The following is a 16,676-nucleotide window of genomic DNA, read 5'->3' as shown; positions in this document are numbered from 1 at the left end:
ACGGCTACGGCCGGTTGCAAGGTGGAACGGCCATTCGCGCGGTGTCCCTGTTGGCAAGTTGTCGGCCTTAGCCGATACTCGCGGGGAGCATCGACGCGCCATCGCGATTGGCAGTCGTAAAAAAACACCCCCGATCACGCTCGGAAAATATACGTGGACCATGAAGTCGAACCATTCGAGCGCGCCGCCTACCACTGGCGAGACAATGTTTTTCTAGATCTTATGCCGAGAGCCGTGGGCGGCCACGGGCTTAAGCCCAAGCTCCCAACACGCGCAACACCGGCGCAAAGAAGTCCTGATCCGGAAATTGCCTCGTAGTGATGCAATCGGCTCGATTCGTGACAGGACGATTTTCACGAGCTACAACTAGAATTAAACAGAAAGCGGAGCTTTCTTTTCGAAAGAAAAGAAGAAGTTGAAATTGGAATGTTCTTTCTGGTGAACTGCCTTGTATGGTGAGGACAAAGCGGTGGGCGCGACATTTCTTTTTGGACTCTTTCGGCTCATACCGGCGCAACAACTATTACTCAAAGACAACGTGCGTGTCCCACTTGGCGGTCGCGCATTGGACATCCTGACTGCGCTCGTTGAACGTCCGGGTAAGCTGGTCTCAAAGCGGGAACTGATGGCCCGCGCATGGCCAGGTCTGGATGTTGAAGAGAGCAGTCTGAAGATTCAGATCGCAGGATTGCGTAAGTCTCTTGGAGACGGGCAAACAGATGACCGCTATATCGCTACCGTCAAGGGTCGAGGCTATCAATTCGCAGCACCTGTTATATGTGAAGTCCTGACGGACGATGGCGACAGCCGATCGGAAGTTCAAACCGTGTGGGAGGATGGCGAGCGCGTCTTTAGCCGGATACAACGGTCGGCCGATGGCGGCGAGACGATACTCGTTGCCCGGCCCGCCGGGGAGGAGCCTTCTCCTGCCAGTCTTGACCGGCTCGCTCACGAATTCGGATTGAAAGATGAACTCGATAGCGCGTGGGCGGTGCGGCCTCTAGAGTTGGTGCGCGAGGGCGGTGGGACGCTGTTGGTACTCGAGGATCCGGGCGGCGGGCCGCTCGATAAGCTGGTCGGCGCGCCCATGGCGGTGGGCAGCGCGGTGCGCCTCGCCATCGGCATTGCCGTGGCGCTGGGCAAGCTTCACCAGCGCGGCCTCATCCATAAGGATCTCAAGCCTGCCCATATTCTCGTGAACTGCTCGGACGGTCAGCCGCGACTGACCGGATTCGGCATCGCCTCGCAGCTGCGCCGGGAGCGACAGGCGCCCGAGCCGCCAGAGACCCTCGCTGGTACGTTTGCCTACATGGCCCCCGAACAGACCGGGCGCATGAACCGCTCGATCGACACCCGCAGCGATCTCTATGCACTCGGCGTCACGCTCTACCAGATGCTTACCGGTTCGCTGCCGTTCACTGCAGCCGATCCATTAGAGTGGGTGCACTGCCATATTGCGCGCAAGCCGGTTCCGCCCACCGAGCGGCGTGAGGGGGTCCCAGCCCCAGTGTCCGCCATCGTCATGAAGCTGCTTGCCAAGACGGCCGAGGAGCGCTATCAGACCGCCGGTGGAGTGGAGCGCGATCTGCTGCGCTGCCTCGCCGGCTGGGAAGCCCTTGGCTACATCGACAACTTCGCACTCGGTCAACAGGACACGCCCGACCGGCTGCTCATTCCGGAAAGGCTTTACGGGCGCTCCATCGAGATCGAGACCTTGCTCACGGCCTTCGATCGCATCGTCAAAGATGGCGCGCCGGAACTGGTGCTGGTCTCCGGCTATTCGGGCATTGGCAAGTCCGCCGTTGTGAACGAACTGCACCGGGTGCTGGTGCCACCGCGCGGACTTTTCGCCGCGGGCAAGTTCGACCAGTACAAGCGCGACATTCCGTATGCGACACTCGTCCAGGCTTTCCAGAGTCTCGTCCGACCGCTGCTCGGCAAGCCCGACACTGAGCTGTCCAGCTGGCGCGACGCCTTTGTCGAAGCACTCGGACCGAATGCACGGCTGATGGTTGACGTCGTGCCCGAGCTCAGGCTCATCATCGGCGAGCCGCCCCCCGTCCCCGAGCTTGGGCCACAACACGCACAACGTCGTTTCCAGCTGGTGTTCCGGCGTTTCATCGGTGTCTTTGCCCGGGCGGACCATCCGCTGGCGCTCTTCCTCGACGACCTGCAATGGCTCGACTCAGCCACGCTCGATATACTCGAGGACCTGTTGACCCGATCGGATCTGCAGCACCTCATGCTGATCGGTGCCTATCGCGACAATGAGGTGAGCCCCGACCATCCGCTGAGGCGCAAGCTTGAAGCCGTCAAGGCTAACGAAGGAAAGGTCACGGAGATTGCGCTGGCGCCGCTCGGTCAGGCGGATCTGGGGCAGTGGCTCGCGGACGCGCTTCACTGCGAGCCCGCACTCGCCACGCCGCTTGCGCAACTGGTCCACCACAAAACCGGCGGCAATCCGTTTTTTGCCATCCAGTTCCTGTCGTCGTTCGCCGACGAGGGCTTACTCCTCTTTGACCACGGTGCTGCGCGCTGGTGCTGGGATCTCGACCGCATTCACGCCAAGGGTTATACCGACAACGTCGTCGACCTCATGGTCGCAAAACTCACACGCCTGCCGGGCGAAACACAGAATGCGCTGCAGCAACTGGCGTGTCTTGGCAATAGCGCCGGGACGGCGACGATCTCACTCGTCCTCGGCAAGTCAGAGGAGCACGTTCACGCGGCGCTCTGGGCCGCCATCCGGCTGGAATTGGTCGAGCTCCGGGCGGCCGGCTACCAGTTCGCGCACGATCGCGTTCAGGAAGCCGCGTATTCGCTGATCGAAGAAGGACTGCGGGGCGTTGCCCACCTTCGTATCGGCCGACTGCTGGCGGAACACACGCCAGTCGGGCAGCGAGAGGAGGCGATCTTCGAGATTGTCAATCATCTGAACCGCGCGACCCCCTTGATCACGACACAGGAGGAGCGGGATCAGCTCGCCGGGTTCAACCTGATGGCCGGGACGCGCGCCAAGACCTCCACCGCCTACGCCTCAGCACTCAGCTATCTGGTAGCGGGCGTGGCGCTCGTGGGTGGCGATGGCTGGGATCGGCAGCGAGAACTCCTCTTCGCGCTGGAATTGCAGCGAGCCGAATGCGAATTCCTGACCGGTGCGCTGGCTGCTGCGGACGAGCGTCTGACGGCACTGGTCGCCCGCACGCAAGATGCGATGGAAGCTGCGCGCGTGGCGTATCTGCGCGTGGATCTGCTCTTGACCCGCGATCAGAGCGGTCGTGCGATCGATGTCGGTCTGGAATACCTCAACAATCTTGGCATCGAATCGTCACCGCACCCGACGGAAGAGGAAGCGCGCCGCGAGTATCAACGGATCCGATCCACCCTCGGAGACCGCCCACTTGAGGCACTGATCGATCTGCCCTTGATGAGCGATCCGGCATCCATCGCGGCTCTCAATGTTCTGGCCAGGCTCGCAGTGCCTGCCCTTCATAAGAGTCCGACGCTCGCCTGCACGATCATCTGTCGCATGGCCAATCTGAGTCTCGAGCGCGGCAACGCTGACGCATCCACATACGGCTATGCCTGGCTTGGCGCGATCGCGGTGCAGCGCTTCGGCGACTACGAGGCCGGATATCGATTCGGCAGGATCGGTTACGAGCTGGTCGACCAGCGCGGGCTCAAACGCTTCCAGGCGCTGACCTATATCACCTTCGGGAGCGCGGTCCTCCCGTGGAAGCGACATATCCGCGATGGCAGTGAGCTGGCGCGTCGCGCATTCGAGGCGGCCAACCGAAGCGGAGACCTGAATTACGCGGCGCTGATCTGTGGTCAGCTGAATACCAACCTGCTTGCCGCCGGCTACCCGCTGGAGCAGGTTCAATCCGAGGCTGAACGGGGTCTCGCGTTCTCGCACAAGATACGATTCGGCGCCGCAATTGACCGCATCCACGCCCAGCTCGGTCTGGTACGTACGCTGCGGGGGCTCACGCCGGTGTTTGGCCACTTCGACGACGCCAGTTTCGATGAGCTTCAGATAGAGCGACGCTTCAGGGAGAACCCGGATCTGGCCAATGCGGAGTGCTGGTACAGCATCCGCAAAATGCAGGCGCGGTACTTTGCAAGCGATTACCGTGCAGCGGTCGATGCCGCCTTGTGGGCGAGATTGCTGCTCTGCGGGCCTCCGACCTTCGAATTGGCCGAATACCACTTTTACGGTGCGTTGTCTTACGCGGCCCATTTCGATACGGCAACGGCTGAGGAGCGACAAATTCATCTACAGGCGCTTGCAGACCATCAACGACAACTCGAGATTTGGGCGGCACATTGCCCGGAGAATTTCGAAAGCCGTGCGGCCCTGGTGAGGGCGGAGATCGCCCGGATCGAAGGACGTGCGCTCGATGCAGAAGCGCTTTACGAACAGGCAATCAAATCGGCCCAGACAAACCGCCTGGTGCACATCGAGGCCCTCGCCAACGAGCTTGCGGCGCGCTTATTTTCGACGCGAGGTTCTGAGAGAGCAGCGCGCGGCTACCTGCAGGATGCCCACGACGCCTATCTGCGCTGGGGAGCCCAGGGCAAGGCGCGACAGCTTGAACAGTGCTACCCCAACCTCAAGCCCCATGCGGGCAATCTGCGCCAGACGGCCACACCCGGAACGCCAATCGAGCAACTAGATCTCGCTACGGTTCTAAGCGTCTCTGAGATTGTTTCGGGCGAAATTGTGCTCGAGAAGCTGATGGAAGCGCTGATGCGCACCGCAGTGGAACACGCAGGTGCACAGCGCGGCCTGCTCGTGCTCCCGCGGGATGCCGGGCTATGGATCGAGGCGCAGGCCGATACCGACGGCGGCTCAATCACGGTCGCGCTGCCCGAAGCACCGGGGTCTGCGGCGGAGCTGCCCGAGTCAGTTCTCCTGTATTGCGCCCGTACACAGGAAAGCGTCATCCTCGACGATGCCTCTGCCCGGGGCAGCTTTTCCAGCGATCAGTACATTACCCGCGTGCACGCGCGTTCAGTCCTTTGCCTGCCACTCATCAAACAGGGCAGGCTGATTGCCCTGCTTTATCTGGAAAACCACCTCACCGCCGGCGCCTTTACCCCGGCAAGGATCGCGGTGTTGAAGGTATTGGCTTCGCAGGCTGCGATGACGCTGGAAAATGCGCGTCTGTACCGCGATCTCACGAAACGCGAAGCGAAAATCCGGCGCCTCGTCGACGCCAACATTGTGGGAATCGTGATTTCCGATATCGAAGGGGGAATCCTCGAAGCCAATGACGCGTTCCTTCGTATCGTAGGATATGACAGGGATGATCTGTTGGGGAGGCGTCTGCGCTGGGGCGACCTTACGCCACCGGAGTGGCTTGAGCGCAACCGGAAAGAGTGGATGCCGGAGCTCACGATTACGGGGACACTGCAGCCCTATGAGAAAGAATACTTCAGGAAGGACGGCAGCCGGGTACCCGTGCTAATTGGCGTTGCGATGCTGGACGACAGCAGCGGGACGCAATGCATCGCCTTTGTGCTCGATCTGAGCGAGCGTAAGCAGGCGGAGGCAGACGCACGCCAGATGCAAATCGAGCTCGCGCATGCCAACCGCCTCACAGCGCTCGGGCAACTCGCGGCCTCGATCAGCCACGAAATCAAGCAGCCAATCGCAGCGACGGCCTTCTACGCGTCAGCGGGTCTGCACTGGCTCGATCGCGAACCACCTGATGTGGAGGAGGCCCGCCGGGCATTTGATCGGATTGCCCGTTCCGCCGAGCGTGCAGACGACGTGATAACGCGCATTCATGGTCTTGCAAAGAAGACCTCGACGAGCACCGAGATCGTGCAGCTTAATGAGGCGATTCGCGAGGTCAATGCCCTCACGTCAAGTGAAAGCAACGGGAAAGGCGTCTCTGTTCGGATGCAGCTTGCGGATGACCTTCCGTCCATCAGAGGCGATCGGGTGCAAGTCCAGCAGGTGATGCTGAACCTCATTATCAATGCCATTGATGCGATGAGCGCGGTGGACGATGGGCCTCGAGAATTGACGATCAGCACTTCCATTAATGAGCCGGGTGCTGTCTTGGTGACGGTGTGCGATTCAGGGCCGGGCATCGCTCCTGGAAACATCGAGCGCCTCTTTGAGCCGTTTTATACGACAAAGACTAGCGGGATGGGGATGGGGCTGTCGATTTGCCGCTCGATCATCGAAGCACACGGCGGCCGATTGTGGGCGACCGCAAATGAACCCCACGGCGCTGTCTTTCAGTTCACGGTGCCCGTCCATCTGACTGTTTCAGCGTAAGCCGGCCCCGCATTGCACACCCGAAGGTATCGCATGGCTGGCCACTTCGAGTGTCCGGTGTTTGGCTTCGTAGGGACATCCGAATGCAGCCCACGGCTCACGGTCGAGAGTCTGAAGATGGCCGACTTGTGCCCGACGCGATCGGCTCTAGTCGGCCCGTTGCAGCCGTCTGCCGCGCAATTCCCAGCGTCCGGAGTGCCTCCAATAGCGTACGCCTGACATTCGGATCTCTGGCAATAGCCGAAGGATCATCCTTGGCAGTACGATTCGCGCGAAGAGGTTCAGCCCGTCGGAACCGCAGCGAGCGATGGATCTGCTTCAACGTCGGCGGCATTCCCCAGCGCGGGCAGGTATCTGCCAAAGTTCATCTCAAAGTCGCTGCGTACTCCATAGGCGAGGCCGTGAAGCTTGGCGCGTCTCGCCTGCCCAGCAGGCGAGACGAGCGCCGGAAAGAACAGATCAATGCTCGACTGTAGTTCCGCAGCCGTCGGAATTCCGAAACGATTGATCTGGGTTTTTGCCGCGCCGAGCGTCTCGCGGTCGAACGAGGCTAGACGCTGCGCGAGAGTATCGACAAACGAGTCGAGGTTGGCATCGTCCAGCGCACGGTTTATCCAGCCATAGCGTTCGGCAATGTCGGCGTCGAAGTCGTCTGCGCTGTGTACAAACTCAAGCGCCCGCGAGCGGCCGATGAGACGCGGGAGCCACTCCAGCGCTCCGCCGGCCGGGACTAGGCCGACGCCAACCTCCGGATTGCCAAAGATCGCCTTCTGGCGGCTGGCGAAACGCATGTCGCATGCAAGCACGAACTCTGCTTGCACCCCGTGGGCGGCTTCAGCATACAAACAATCAACGGGAAGCAGACTTTCGAGGTATGAGCAGAGTCGTTTCTGATCGACACCATCGCTTGCGAAACCGTCTGGTAAAGCCGCTAGATGATGCCACCCTTGTATAAGTTGATCCTTTTGAGGAGCCGTTTGACCCGTTCACGACTCGGCGAGCGCAACGCCCCAATCTAAAGTGTGGGCTCCTATCCACACATCGAAGGAATCCATCATGAACAAGATTGAACAGGTCCTCTTTTCAGGCAACAGCCACGCCACGATCAATCACGATCCCAATGTCCCGCGCGGTGAACACGGTGTACTCGATCTCGAACTGTCAGCAGCTGGCGACGAAAGCCGCGCGTTCATCGGCACCAATCTACACCCGAGAGCCGAGCAGTTGTTTTCTGGCGCATGGTCGGCCTGTTACATCAGTGCATTCGAAATCGCTGCATCGCTCAAGAAAGTCTCACTGCCTGCCGATTATTCCCTGGACATCAAGGTCAGCATCGGCGAGGTCGGCAACGGACATTGTCTGGGCGCCCAGTTCACTGTACGCGCGCCTGGCCTGCAACCCGAAATCGTCAAGGCCGTCGCCGAACTGGCCCACCAGATCTGCCCGTACTCGAAAGCCGTGCACGGAAACATCGAGGTAGGCTTGAACGTCATTACGGCGTGATTGGAACGGACACTCGGATCTCGGGCTTTCCCACTAAGGGAGACTGCAGAACCGGAAGTCGTCACCTCTGCGAGATTAATATCGTATGCGATTACATCCCATGCGCTTTACATGCAGGCGTTCCCTACATAGCAGTGACGCATGCTAACCAGATAAACATTACTTAAACCGTCTTATTTACACAGGTATTCATCATGGAAAAGATCGAGAGAGTCCTCGCCTCAGGCAACACCCACAGCACAGTGAATCGCGCGCCTGAGTTGCAGCGCGGCGAGTTTGGCGTCTATGACCTCACCCTTTCGGCGCCCGGAGTTGAAACCATTGAGCTCATCGGTACCAAACCGCATCCGACAGCCGAGCAGTTATTCGCGGGTGCGTGGTCGGCCTGCTATACCACAGTGTTCGGGATGGCTGCCTCGCTGAAGAAGGTTGCGCTGCCACCGGACTATTCCGTAGACATCAAGGTCAACATCGGGCAGACCGGCACCGCGTGGTTTCTCGGCGCTCAATTCAATGTCCGCGTACCTGGACTCGCAACGGAAGTCGTCGAGTCAATCGCGCGTCTGGCCCACCAGATCTGCCCGTATTCGAAGTCTGTGCGTGGCAACATCGAGATCGTTACGAACATTGTCACGGTCTGATCAGGAAAGGCTCGCGCCTCTTACTTATCGGCTTACCGGTTAGCCCCAGCCGCTGGGGCGGCGCACATCATCATGCTTCATGTGCGTCGCCCCGAGTGAAATCCAGCGAAACGGACCGACCATTGCCTTCGAAGCGACATAGGTCATGCTTTCGAAGCATCACGACAAGTCGCAGTACGTATGTCTTTTGAAGCACCCTCCTACGGACAAAGACGATGCCTACGAAACCTGATGAACAACTGGAACCCACGAACCGTTTGCACTCCAACTACCTGTGCTTTGCGGTGTACTCGACGAACCTGGCGTTCGGCAAGGCGTATCGGCCGATACTGAAAGAGCTCGGACTGACTTACACACAATCCATCATCCTCACTGCACTGAGAGAGACGGACAATCAGACCGTCAGTGAACTGGGCGACAAGGTGTTTCTCGAATCCAACACGCTCACGCCAATATTGAAGAAGCTCGAAGCAATCGGTTATCTGCTAAGGCTGCGCGATCCCGAAGACGAGCGCCAGGTACGGATCTCCCTGACAGAAAGCGGCCGACGTTTGCATGAACAAGGGCCGAAAATGGATCTTGAGGCAGCAATGGAACTGGATCCGTATAGGTTCGATGAGTTGCAGAAGGCCATGGTGCCGCTGCGGGGCAGCCTTATCGATCTAGCCGAAAACTGCAAGTAAGCGCCGAATACCAGTCGCATTACACTATTCACGAGGCATCCGATATGCAACAGATCGATTGGCTCACCCGTTTCATGGAACTCACGACCGTCACCGGGAAGGTGGAAGTTCGGTGCATGATGGGAGCGCCGTGGATCCTCGAATATCCTCAGGCTGCGGCTCAGGAAATGCCGTATCACGTCGTCCTGACTGGCAGAGCGGTATTCGAGAACATGGACAATGGAGCGACCTACGAAATACAGGCAGGCGACATCGTGCTATTGCCCCATGGCTCGGCGCACACAATGCAAGACGGTAGCGGCGCGCTCTCCATGCCGTCCAAAGTACGCACATCAGGATGTCTGTTGATTAGCGAAAATGGAGGGGACGGTGACGCATTTGATATGTTGTGCGGACGATTTATGGTGTCACCGCCGCATGATCGCTTGATCCGGAGCTATCTACCATCGGAGCTCGTGATTCACTCCGAGGATGTCACCATAGCTGCAAGGAAGCTACCGCAGGCGGAACGTCTGGGCCGACTCGTCGCGCTGATGCGGGCCGAAGCGATAGACAATGAAGTGGGGAGCGGCGCAATCCTGAACGGCCTTTCCTCTGCAATGTTTGCGTTGACGCTGCGGGTCGCCGGTGAAGCTGGTGAGGCCCGCACCGGAATGCTGGCGCTTGGCGCTCACCCAAGGCTTGCACCTGCGGCCGCCGCGATGTTCAACGACCCGGCTCGAGGATGGACGCTTCCCGAATTGGCAGGACTCTGCAGTATGTCGCGCGCCACGTTCATGCGGCAATTCCAGGCAAGCCTCGGCCGTTCGGCAATGGACCTGCTGACTGATATTCGTGTTGGCGCCGCTGCTAACGCGCTAAGGAAGACTACGTCATCCACTGAGTCCGTTGCCGATCTCGTTGGATATCAGTCAGTATCTGCCTTTCGCCGCGTTTTTACTGAGCGCATGGGCATGACGCCAGGCGAATGGCGCCACCGCGCGCTCAAGGGTGACACTCCGCACCTATCGAACGAAGAAGCAGGCGGAACCAGTGATTTTGATCGCGGAAGAGGGTGAACCGTGCGCGCGATTTTTTAAAACCCCAGTAGATGGACAACCGTGAAATCGACGCGTATAGGCGAGACACGCTATTGCGTCCGCGATGCGCGTCTCCTGTCCTTCGATGACCGGACGGTCGCGGACATTGGTCGAGTGGCTCTTCATGGCCGGTTGTACCCACTGGGCCGTGATGCCACAAAGTCGCCGCTGGTTCGGGGAATGTTTTTGAACGACAGCTTACGGCGCAGTCATCGAGCGCGTGCAGTCGGCCATGAGCTGCCGCTGGACAAACGACTCGGTCGGACATTCGAACGTCCGCTTCACCGAGGCAAGAGGATGCTCATCTCGACATCTTCCATTGCCCGTCCTGATTTACATATTGAATAACGCAGTTTGCAGAGGTTGAGGCGGATCTTCTGCCTTGAAAAGCAGCGCATTCGAGTATCACTCCCTTCCGTTTACAAAAACACGCGCCGTCTTAACGCCGCGTTTACGCCGGTTCTCCTAGATTTCATGGTGCAGGAATCCGTTATGGGAGACTGGCCATGGATCTGCTCTATCTCGCCGGAATTGTCGCGTTCGGCGCGCTCGTCGCCGCCGCCATAGTGGGCTGCGAGAAGCTTCACGGCACACCAGGGGGCCGGCCATGACCACCTGGATGACGTGGCTTTCCGGGGCGGCGACGCTGATTCTGTTCGCCTACCTCGTGTATGCGTTGCTGCGCGCGGAGGCCCTCGAATGAACTTCAACAACCTGTTTCAGCCCGGCGTTTACATCGTCGTGCTGATCGCGCTCGCCATCCCGCTCGCGCGTTACATGACTGCGGTGCTGGATGGTTCGTCGGCAGTTGTGCGGCGCCTCGCTCCGGTCGAAAACTTCGTCTACAAGCTGGGTGGCGTGAACCCCGACGCGGAGATGTCGTGGAAGCATTACGCGCTAGCGGTGCTGGCGTTCAACACGCTTGGCGTGCTTGCCGTCTATGGATTTCTGCGGCTGCAGCAATGGCTGCCTGTCAACCCGCAGCGATTCGGACCCATGACGCCCGATGCGGCGTTCAACACGGCCTTCAGTTTCGTGACCAACACGAACTGGCAGGACTACACGCCGGAATCCACGGTTAGCTACCTCACGCAAATGGCCGCGTTGACGGTGCAGAACTTCCTCTCGGCAGCCACGGGCATAGCGGTGGTGATTGCGCTGATTCGCGGTTTCGTGCGCCACAGGGCCACGACCATCGGCAATTTCTGGGTCGATCTGACGCGAATCACGTTGTTCATCCTCGCGCCTCTTGCGACGGTGATAGCGCTCGTATTCGTGAGCCAGGGCGCCATTCAGAACGTGGCGTCCTATCTGGACGTGCCGACGCTCCAGGTGACGACCTATCAGACGCCGAAGACCGACGCGCAGGGCAAACCCGTGAAGGACGCCAAAGGCAATCCGGTGATGGTGGACAACAAGGCCGACAAACAGACCATCGCAATGGGACCGGTCGCGTCGCAAGAAGCGATCAAGATGCTCGGCACCAACGGCGGTGGCTTCTTCAATGCAAACTCGGCGCACCCGTATGAAAACCCGACGCCGTTTGCCAATTTCGTTCAGACGATTGCGATGCTGGTGATTCCGGCTGCGCTATGTCTTGTGTTCGGGCGGATGGTCGGCGATCAGCGTCAGGGTTATGCGGTGCTGGCCGCAATGACGATCGCCTTTGCAGTTGCCTGCTGGGGTGAAATTTCGTCCGAGCAAAGCGGCAACCCGCTGTTCACGTCGCTGCAAGTCGATCAAACCGCATCGGCGAGCCAGGCGGGCGGCAACATGGAAGGCAAGGAAACCCGTTTCGGCATCGCGCAATCAGGCATTTTCACAGTGGCTACCACGTCCGCATCGTGTGGCGCTGTGGTGAACGCGCACGATTCACTGACACCACTGGGCGGGTTTGTGCCTTTACTGCTGATCGAACTTGGTGAAGTGATCTTTGGCGGCGTCGGCTCGGGCCTGTACGGCATGCTGGTTTTTGCGTTGCTCGCGGTGTTCGTGGCTGGCCTCATGATCGGACGGACACCTGAATATATCGGCAAAAAGATCGAATCGTATGAGATGAAGATGGTTTCGATTGCCGTGTTGCTGACTCCGCTGCTGGTGCTGGTTGGCGCATCGATCGGCGTGCTTTCGGCAGCCGGTGTGGCGGGCATCGCCAACTCCGGGCCGCACGGCTTCTCGGAGATTCTCTACGCCTATAGCTCGGCCGCGAACAACAACGGCAGCGCGTTTGCCGGCCTGTCGGTCAACACGCCGTTCTACAACACGACACTCGCCGTGGTGATGTGGTTCGGCCGCTTTGGCTCGATTGTGCCGGTGCTGGCAATCGCCGGATCGCTGGCTGCAAAGAAGCGCATCTCCGCGACCGCCGGTACGTTGCCTACGCATGGCCCGCTCTTCGTCGTGCTGCTCCTCGGCACGGTGGTGCTGGTCGGCGCCCTGACTTACGTGCCGGCGCTGGCGCTCGGGCCCATTGCCGAGCATCTGACGATGATCGCGGGACATTGACTGCGAGGACAGCATGACTAACGGTATTCTGCCGCCGGTCCATCAATCCGGCAACATCGGGCAGGCGCGCACCGCCGCGCGTTCGATGTTCGATCCGGTGATCGTCCGGCCCGCATTGCTCGATTCGTTCAGAAAGCTCACGCCACGCCACCAGCTGCGCAACCCGGTGATGTTCTGCGTGTACGTGGGCAGCATTCTGACCACCATTCTCTGGATCGCCGCGCTAGGCGGTCAGGCAGAGGCGCCGGCCGGCTTTATCCTGGCCATCGCGCTGTGGCTCTGGTTCACGGTGCTGTTCGCGAACTTTGCGGAAGCGCTTGCCGAAGGACGCTCGAAGGCGCAGGCGGCAGCGCTGCGCGGTGCGAAGCGCGACGTGATAGCGAAGAAGCTCGAGACGGCGCATCCCAAGTCGCCGATCCGCATCATGACCGCAACCGATCTGCGCAAAGGCGATGTCGTGCTGGTCGAAACGGGCGACGTCATTCCGGCGGACGGCGAGGTGATCGAAGGCGTCGCGTCAGTGGACGAGTCAGCCATCACCGGCGAATCCGCGCCGGTGATCCGCGAGTCGGGCGGCGACTTTTCTTCGGTGACGGGCGGCACACGCGTGCTGTCCGACTGGATCGTCGTACGCGTCAGCGTAAATCCTGGCGAGGCGTTTCTCGACCGGATGATCGCGATGGTCGAAGGCGCGAAGCGTCAGAAGACGCCGAACGAAATCGCGCTCACCATCCTGCTGGTTGCGCTTACGCTCGTGCTGCTGTTCGCGACGGCGACGCTGCTGCCGTTCTCGATGTTCTCCGTCGGAGCGGTCAAGGCAGGACATGTGGTGACGATTACCGCACTCGTTGCGTTGCTCGTGTGCCTGATTCCGACAACCATCGGCGGCCTGCTGTCGGCCATCGGCGTGGCCGGCATGAGCCGCATGATGCAGGCCAACGTCATCGCGACATCAGGACGCGCGGTGGAAGCCGCCGGGGACGTGGACGTGCTGCTGCTCGACAAGACCGGCACGATTACGCTGGGTAACCGGCAGGCATCGGCCTTCGTGCCGGCGCCGGGTATCACTGAAGAAGCACTCGCCGACGCTGCGCAACTGTCGTCGCTTGCCGACGAAACGCCGGAAGGACGCAGCATTGTCGTATTGGCGAAGCAGCGCTTCAATATCCGCGAGCGCGACCTGCACGCACTGAAAGCGGTCTTTCTCGCCTTCAGCGCACAGTCGCGCATGAGTGGTGTTGATCTGCCCCATCGTCAGATTCGCAAAGGCGCATCGGATGCCGTCAGGAATTTCATTGATGCCAATGGTGGCCGCTTCCCGACCGAATTGACCACAGCGGTGACGGACATCGCGCGACGTGGCAGTACGCCGCTCGTCGTCGCGCAGAAAGTGCAAGGCGAGAACGCGCAGTGCCTCGGCGTGATCGAGTTGAAGGACATCGTGAAGGGTGGCATCAAGGAGCGTTTCGCCGAACTGCGCAAGATGGGTATCAAGACCGTGATGGTGACGGGCGACAACCGTCTGACCGCGGCGGCGATAGCAGCGGAGGCGGGCGTGGACGACTTCCTCGCGGAAGTGACGCCAGAAGCCAAGCTGACAACGATCCGCGCGCATCAAGCCGAAGGACGCCTCGTTGCGATGACCGGCGATGGTACGAACGATGCCCCGGCGCTCGCGCAAGCAGACGTCGCGGTAGCGATGAACACGGGCACGCAGGCGGCGAAGGAAGCCGGCAACATGGTCGACCTCGATTCGAATCCGACCAAACTGATCGAGATCGTCGAGATCGGCAAACAGATGCTGATGACGCGTGGCTCGCTCACCACGTTCTCGATTGCCAACGACGTGGCGAAGTACTTTGCGATTATCCCGGCGGCATTTGCGACGACCTATCCGCAACTGCGAGTACTCGATGTGATGCATCTGAGCTCGCCTTCGTCGGCCATTCTGTCGGCGGTGATTTTCAACGCGTTGATCATCGTGGCATTGATTCCGCTGGCGCTCAAAGGCGTGAAATACCGGCCGCTTGGCGCGGCATTGCTGCTGCGGCGCAATCTGCTGATCTACGGGTTGGGCGGGATTCTGCTGCCATTCCCGTTCATCAAGCTGATCGACATGATCCTGAACGTATTCGGTTGGGTTTGACCACAACAGAGTGGACATCATGAAAACGTTGCTTCGCCCCGTACTTGTTCTGTTCATCCTGATGACCGTGATTACCGGGCTGATCTATCCGGCCGTCGTGACCGCCGTCAGTCAGGTGGTGTTTTCGAAGCAGGCGAACGGCAGTCTCATTGAACGGAACGGCAAGTCGGTCGGCTCGTCGCTAATGGGCCAGCAGTTCGACGCGCCGTACTATTTCTGGGGACGTTTGTCGGCCACCACGCCTATGCCCTACAACCCGCAGAATTCGGGCGGTTCGAACCTGGGCCCGACCAACCCCGCACTTGCCGACGAAATCAAGGGCCGGCTCGATGCGTTGAAGGCGGCGGGCAACGACATGTCGCAACCGGTGCCGGTTGACCTCGTGACATCCTCGGGCAGCGGGCTCGATCCGGAGATCAGCCCGGCCGCCGCAGCGTATCAGGCGGCGCGGGTGGCGAAAGCGCGCGGCTTGAGTCGCGATCAGGTGACGAATCTCATCGCCAGCAATACATCAGGGCGGCAGTTCGGCCTCTTTGGTGAGGCGCGCGTGAACGTGCTGAAACTCAATCTCGCGTTGGACGACCTGAAGCCGATGCATTGACCGGGCTTCAGTCGGTCGATATGAGCGATCCCGTCATTACGATTGTCGTGATCGACAGCGACAAAATCATCTGCCGCTTCATACGCGCGAGTCTCACCGCGAGCGGCATGCGGGTGTTCGATGCGTCAACGGGCGCAGAGGGGTTGTCACAGGCCGCGACGCGTCTTGCCGATCTGGCGATCATCGACCTCGCGTTGCCCGACATGGATGGCCTGGAAGTGATCCGCGAACTGCGTGGATGGTCTGCGATACCGGTGATCGTACTGTCTGCGCGCAGCCGAGAGGAAGACAAGGTGGCTGCGCTCGACGCCGGCGCGGACGACTACCTCACCAAACCGTTCGGCTTGCCTGAACTGCGCGCACGCATTCGTGCGCATTTGCGCCGGCAGGTGTGCGGTTGGCGAGTGAGCGAGCCGCAGGTGCAGTTTGGCCTGATCACAGTCGATCTCGGCGAGCGCAGGGTCGCGCGCGGCAGCCATACCATTCACCTCAGCCCGACCGAATATCGTCTCCTTTCGACGCTGCTCCGTCATCCGGGCCGTGTGGTGACGCATGAGCAACTGCTCGGCGAAGTTTGGGGGCCGGCGCAAACCCGCAACCATCACTACCTGCGAATCTACATGGGGCACCTGCGTCACAAGCTCGAAAGCGATCCTGCGCGGCCCGAGTACATCATTACCGAGTCGGGCGTGGGTTACCGGCTCGTTGGTGTGCGATGAGATGCCGTACTTTTTACGCAGTTTTAACGTGGAGTGGGATAAGCTGGAATCATCGGAAAGTGGTTTGGAGTATCTGATGATACGAATGCTGATTCCCGTCCTCGATAATGGCGGAGCGGTCGAGGCGGCGCGTTACGCAGCGTTCCTGTTCCTTGAGCGGGGCGTTACCGAAGTCGAATTGCTAGAGGTGCTTGACCCTGTCGACCAGGGACGAGCCGCAGCGTTTCACACACGCAGCGCGCTGATGCGCCAGGAAAAACACGCGATGCTGAAGGCGCTCATCGATGCGCGTTCCATTCTCGAAGAAGCCGGCGTGCCGTACCGGTGGAAACGGGTCTTTGGCAGCCGTACCCAGGCGATAGCCGACTACGCCGCGCTGACCCGCCCCGACGCAATGGTGATCGACGCGAGCCGTATGGGCTTCCTGCGCAGAATTACCATGCTGATGTCATTGGCGCGGCGCACTGCTACCCCGGTGACGTGGGTGCATTAAACAGCCCCTTTGCT

Annotated in this window: 13 protein-coding genes; 12 read left to right on the top strand and 1 reads right to left on the bottom strand. The window is 60.1% G+C overall.

From position 1 onward, the window contains the following. Positions 1-469 precede the first annotated feature (469 nt). Entirely contained in the window at positions 470-6,292 is a 5,823-nt protein-coding gene (locus tag P3T43_RS22660) for an AAA family ATPase (protein ID WP_429283302.1), read from the top strand. 281 nt (positions 6,293-6,573) lie between these two features. Here P3T43_RS22660 and P3T43_RS22655 read toward each other — a convergent pair whose 3' ends face one another. Next, entirely contained in the window at positions 6,574-7,113 is a 540-nt protein-coding gene (locus P3T43_RS22655) for an enoyl-CoA hydratase/isomerase family protein (protein WP_429283271.1), read from the bottom strand. A gap of 235 nt (positions 7,114-7,348) precedes the next feature. Here P3T43_RS22655 and P3T43_RS22650 point away from each other — a divergent pair, with 235 nt between their 5' ends. The 11 genes from P3T43_RS22650 (at position 7,349) to P3T43_RS22600 (ending at position 16,662) form a co-directional block, all read left to right on the top strand. Then, positions 7,349-7,795: an OsmC family protein gene (locus tag P3T43_RS22650; RefSeq protein WP_429283270.1), complete on the top strand. Its 447-nt coding sequence runs from the start codon at positions 7,349-7,351 to the stop codon at positions 7,793-7,795. 194 nt (positions 7,796-7,989) lie between these two features. Continuing rightward, entirely contained in the window at positions 7,990-8,436 is a 447-nt protein-coding gene (locus P3T43_RS22645; RefSeq protein WP_429283269.1) for an OsmC family protein, read from the top strand. Positions 8,437-8,651: 215 nt separating this feature from the next. Beyond that, the gene (locus P3T43_RS22640) at positions 8,652-9,119 is read left to right on the top strand and encodes a MarR family winged helix-turn-helix transcriptional regulator (RefSeq protein ID WP_429283268.1); all 468 of its coding nucleotides are present in this window, start codon (positions 8,652-8,654) and stop codon (positions 9,117-9,119) included. A 44-nt stretch (positions 9,120-9,163) separates the two neighbouring features. Beyond that, positions 9,164-10,177 carry a cupin domain-containing protein gene (locus P3T43_RS22635; RefSeq protein ID WP_429283267.1) on the top strand — a complete coding sequence of 338 codons (1,014 nt, stop codon included), beginning with the start codon at positions 9,164-9,166 and terminating at the stop codon, positions 10,175-10,177. A 527-nt stretch (positions 10,178-10,704) separates the two neighbouring features. After that, positions 10,705-10,809, top strand: a complete 105-nt coding sequence (locus P3T43_RS22630) for a potassium ABC transporter ATPase (protein ID WP_429283266.1) — start codon at positions 10,705-10,707, stop codon at positions 10,807-10,809. Further along, entirely contained in the window at positions 10,806-10,901 is a 96-nt protein-coding gene (gene kdpF, locus P3T43_RS22625) for a K(+)-transporting ATPase subunit F (protein WP_429283265.1), read from the top strand. The genes P3T43_RS22630 and kdpF overlap by 4 nt, the downstream gene beginning before the upstream one ends. After that, the gene (kdpA, locus tag P3T43_RS22620) at positions 10,898-12,703 is read left to right on the top strand and encodes a potassium-transporting ATPase subunit KdpA (RefSeq protein ID WP_429283264.1); all 1,806 of its coding nucleotides are present in this window, start codon (positions 10,898-10,900) and stop codon (positions 12,701-12,703) included. Before kdpF ends, kdpA begins: the two co-directional genes overlap by 4 nt. Positions 12,704-12,716: 13 nt before the next feature. Continuing rightward, on the top strand, positions 12,717-14,849 hold the full coding sequence (gene kdpB / locus P3T43_RS22615; RefSeq protein WP_429283263.1) for a potassium-transporting ATPase subunit KdpB: 2,133 nt from the start codon (positions 12,717-12,719) through the stop codon (positions 14,847-14,849). Positions 14,850-14,868: 19 nt separating this feature from the next. Further along, on the top strand, positions 14,869-15,450 hold the full coding sequence (gene kdpC, locus P3T43_RS22610; RefSeq protein ID WP_429283262.1) for a potassium-transporting ATPase subunit KdpC: 582 nt from the start codon (positions 14,869-14,871) through the stop codon (positions 15,448-15,450). Between the two features lie 20 nt (positions 15,451-15,470). Continuing rightward, positions 15,471-16,169, top strand: coding sequence for a response regulator (locus P3T43_RS22605; RefSeq protein WP_429283261.1), 699 nt, complete (start codon positions 15,471-15,473; stop codon positions 16,167-16,169). 1 nt (position 16,170) lies between these two features. Further along, positions 16,171-16,662, top strand: coding sequence for a universal stress protein (locus tag P3T43_RS22600; RefSeq protein ID WP_429283260.1), 492 nt, complete (start codon positions 16,171-16,173; stop codon positions 16,660-16,662). Positions 16,663-16,676: the final 14 nt, after the last annotated feature.

It is taken from the genome of Paraburkholderia sp. GAS41 (assembly GCF_050436545.1).
In the GTDB taxonomy this organism is placed as follows: domain Bacteria; phylum Pseudomonadota; class Gammaproteobacteria; order Burkholderiales; family Burkholderiaceae; genus Paraburkholderia.
Note: the sequence above shows the minus strand (reverse complement) of the source record. Positions and strands in the feature narration are given on the sequence as shown.

Excerpts from the sequence above, each read along its gene's own strand:
- P3T43_RS22650 (WP_429283270.1), top strand. The coding sequence starts at position 7,349 with ATGAACAAGATTGAACAGGTCCTCTTTTCAGGCAACAGCCACGCCACG.
- P3T43_RS22645 (WP_429283269.1), top strand. The coding sequence starts at position 7,990 with ATGGAAAAGATCGAGAGAGTCCTCGCCTCAGGCAACACCCACAGCACA.
- P3T43_RS22640 (WP_429283268.1), top strand. The coding sequence starts at position 8,652 with ATGCCTACGAAACCTGATGAACAACTGGAACCCACGAACCGTTTGCAC.
- P3T43_RS22635 (WP_429283267.1), top strand. The coding sequence starts at position 9,164 with ATGCAACAGATCGATTGGCTCACCCGTTTCATGGAACTCACGACCGTC.
- P3T43_RS22630 (WP_429283266.1), top strand. The coding sequence starts at position 10,705 with ATGGATCTGCTCTATCTCGCCGGAATTGTCGCGTTCGGCGCGCTCGTC.
- kdpF (WP_429283265.1), top strand. The coding sequence starts at position 10,806 with ATGACCACCTGGATGACGTGGCTTTCCGGGGCGGCGACGCTGATTCTG.
- kdpA (WP_429283264.1), top strand. The coding sequence starts at position 10,898 with ATGAACTTCAACAACCTGTTTCAGCCCGGCGTTTACATCGTCGTGCTG.
- kdpB (WP_429283263.1), top strand. The coding sequence starts at position 12,717 with ATGACTAACGGTATTCTGCCGCCGGTCCATCAATCCGGCAACATCGGG.
- kdpC (WP_429283262.1), top strand. The coding sequence starts at position 14,869 with ATGAAAACGTTGCTTCGCCCCGTACTTGTTCTGTTCATCCTGATGACC.
- P3T43_RS22605 (WP_429283261.1), top strand. The coding sequence starts at position 15,471 with ATGAGCGATCCCGTCATTACGATTGTCGTGATCGACAGCGACAAAATC.
- P3T43_RS22600 (WP_429283260.1), top strand. The coding sequence starts at position 16,171 with ATGCCGTACTTTTTACGCAGTTTTAACGTGGAGTGGGATAAGCTGGAA.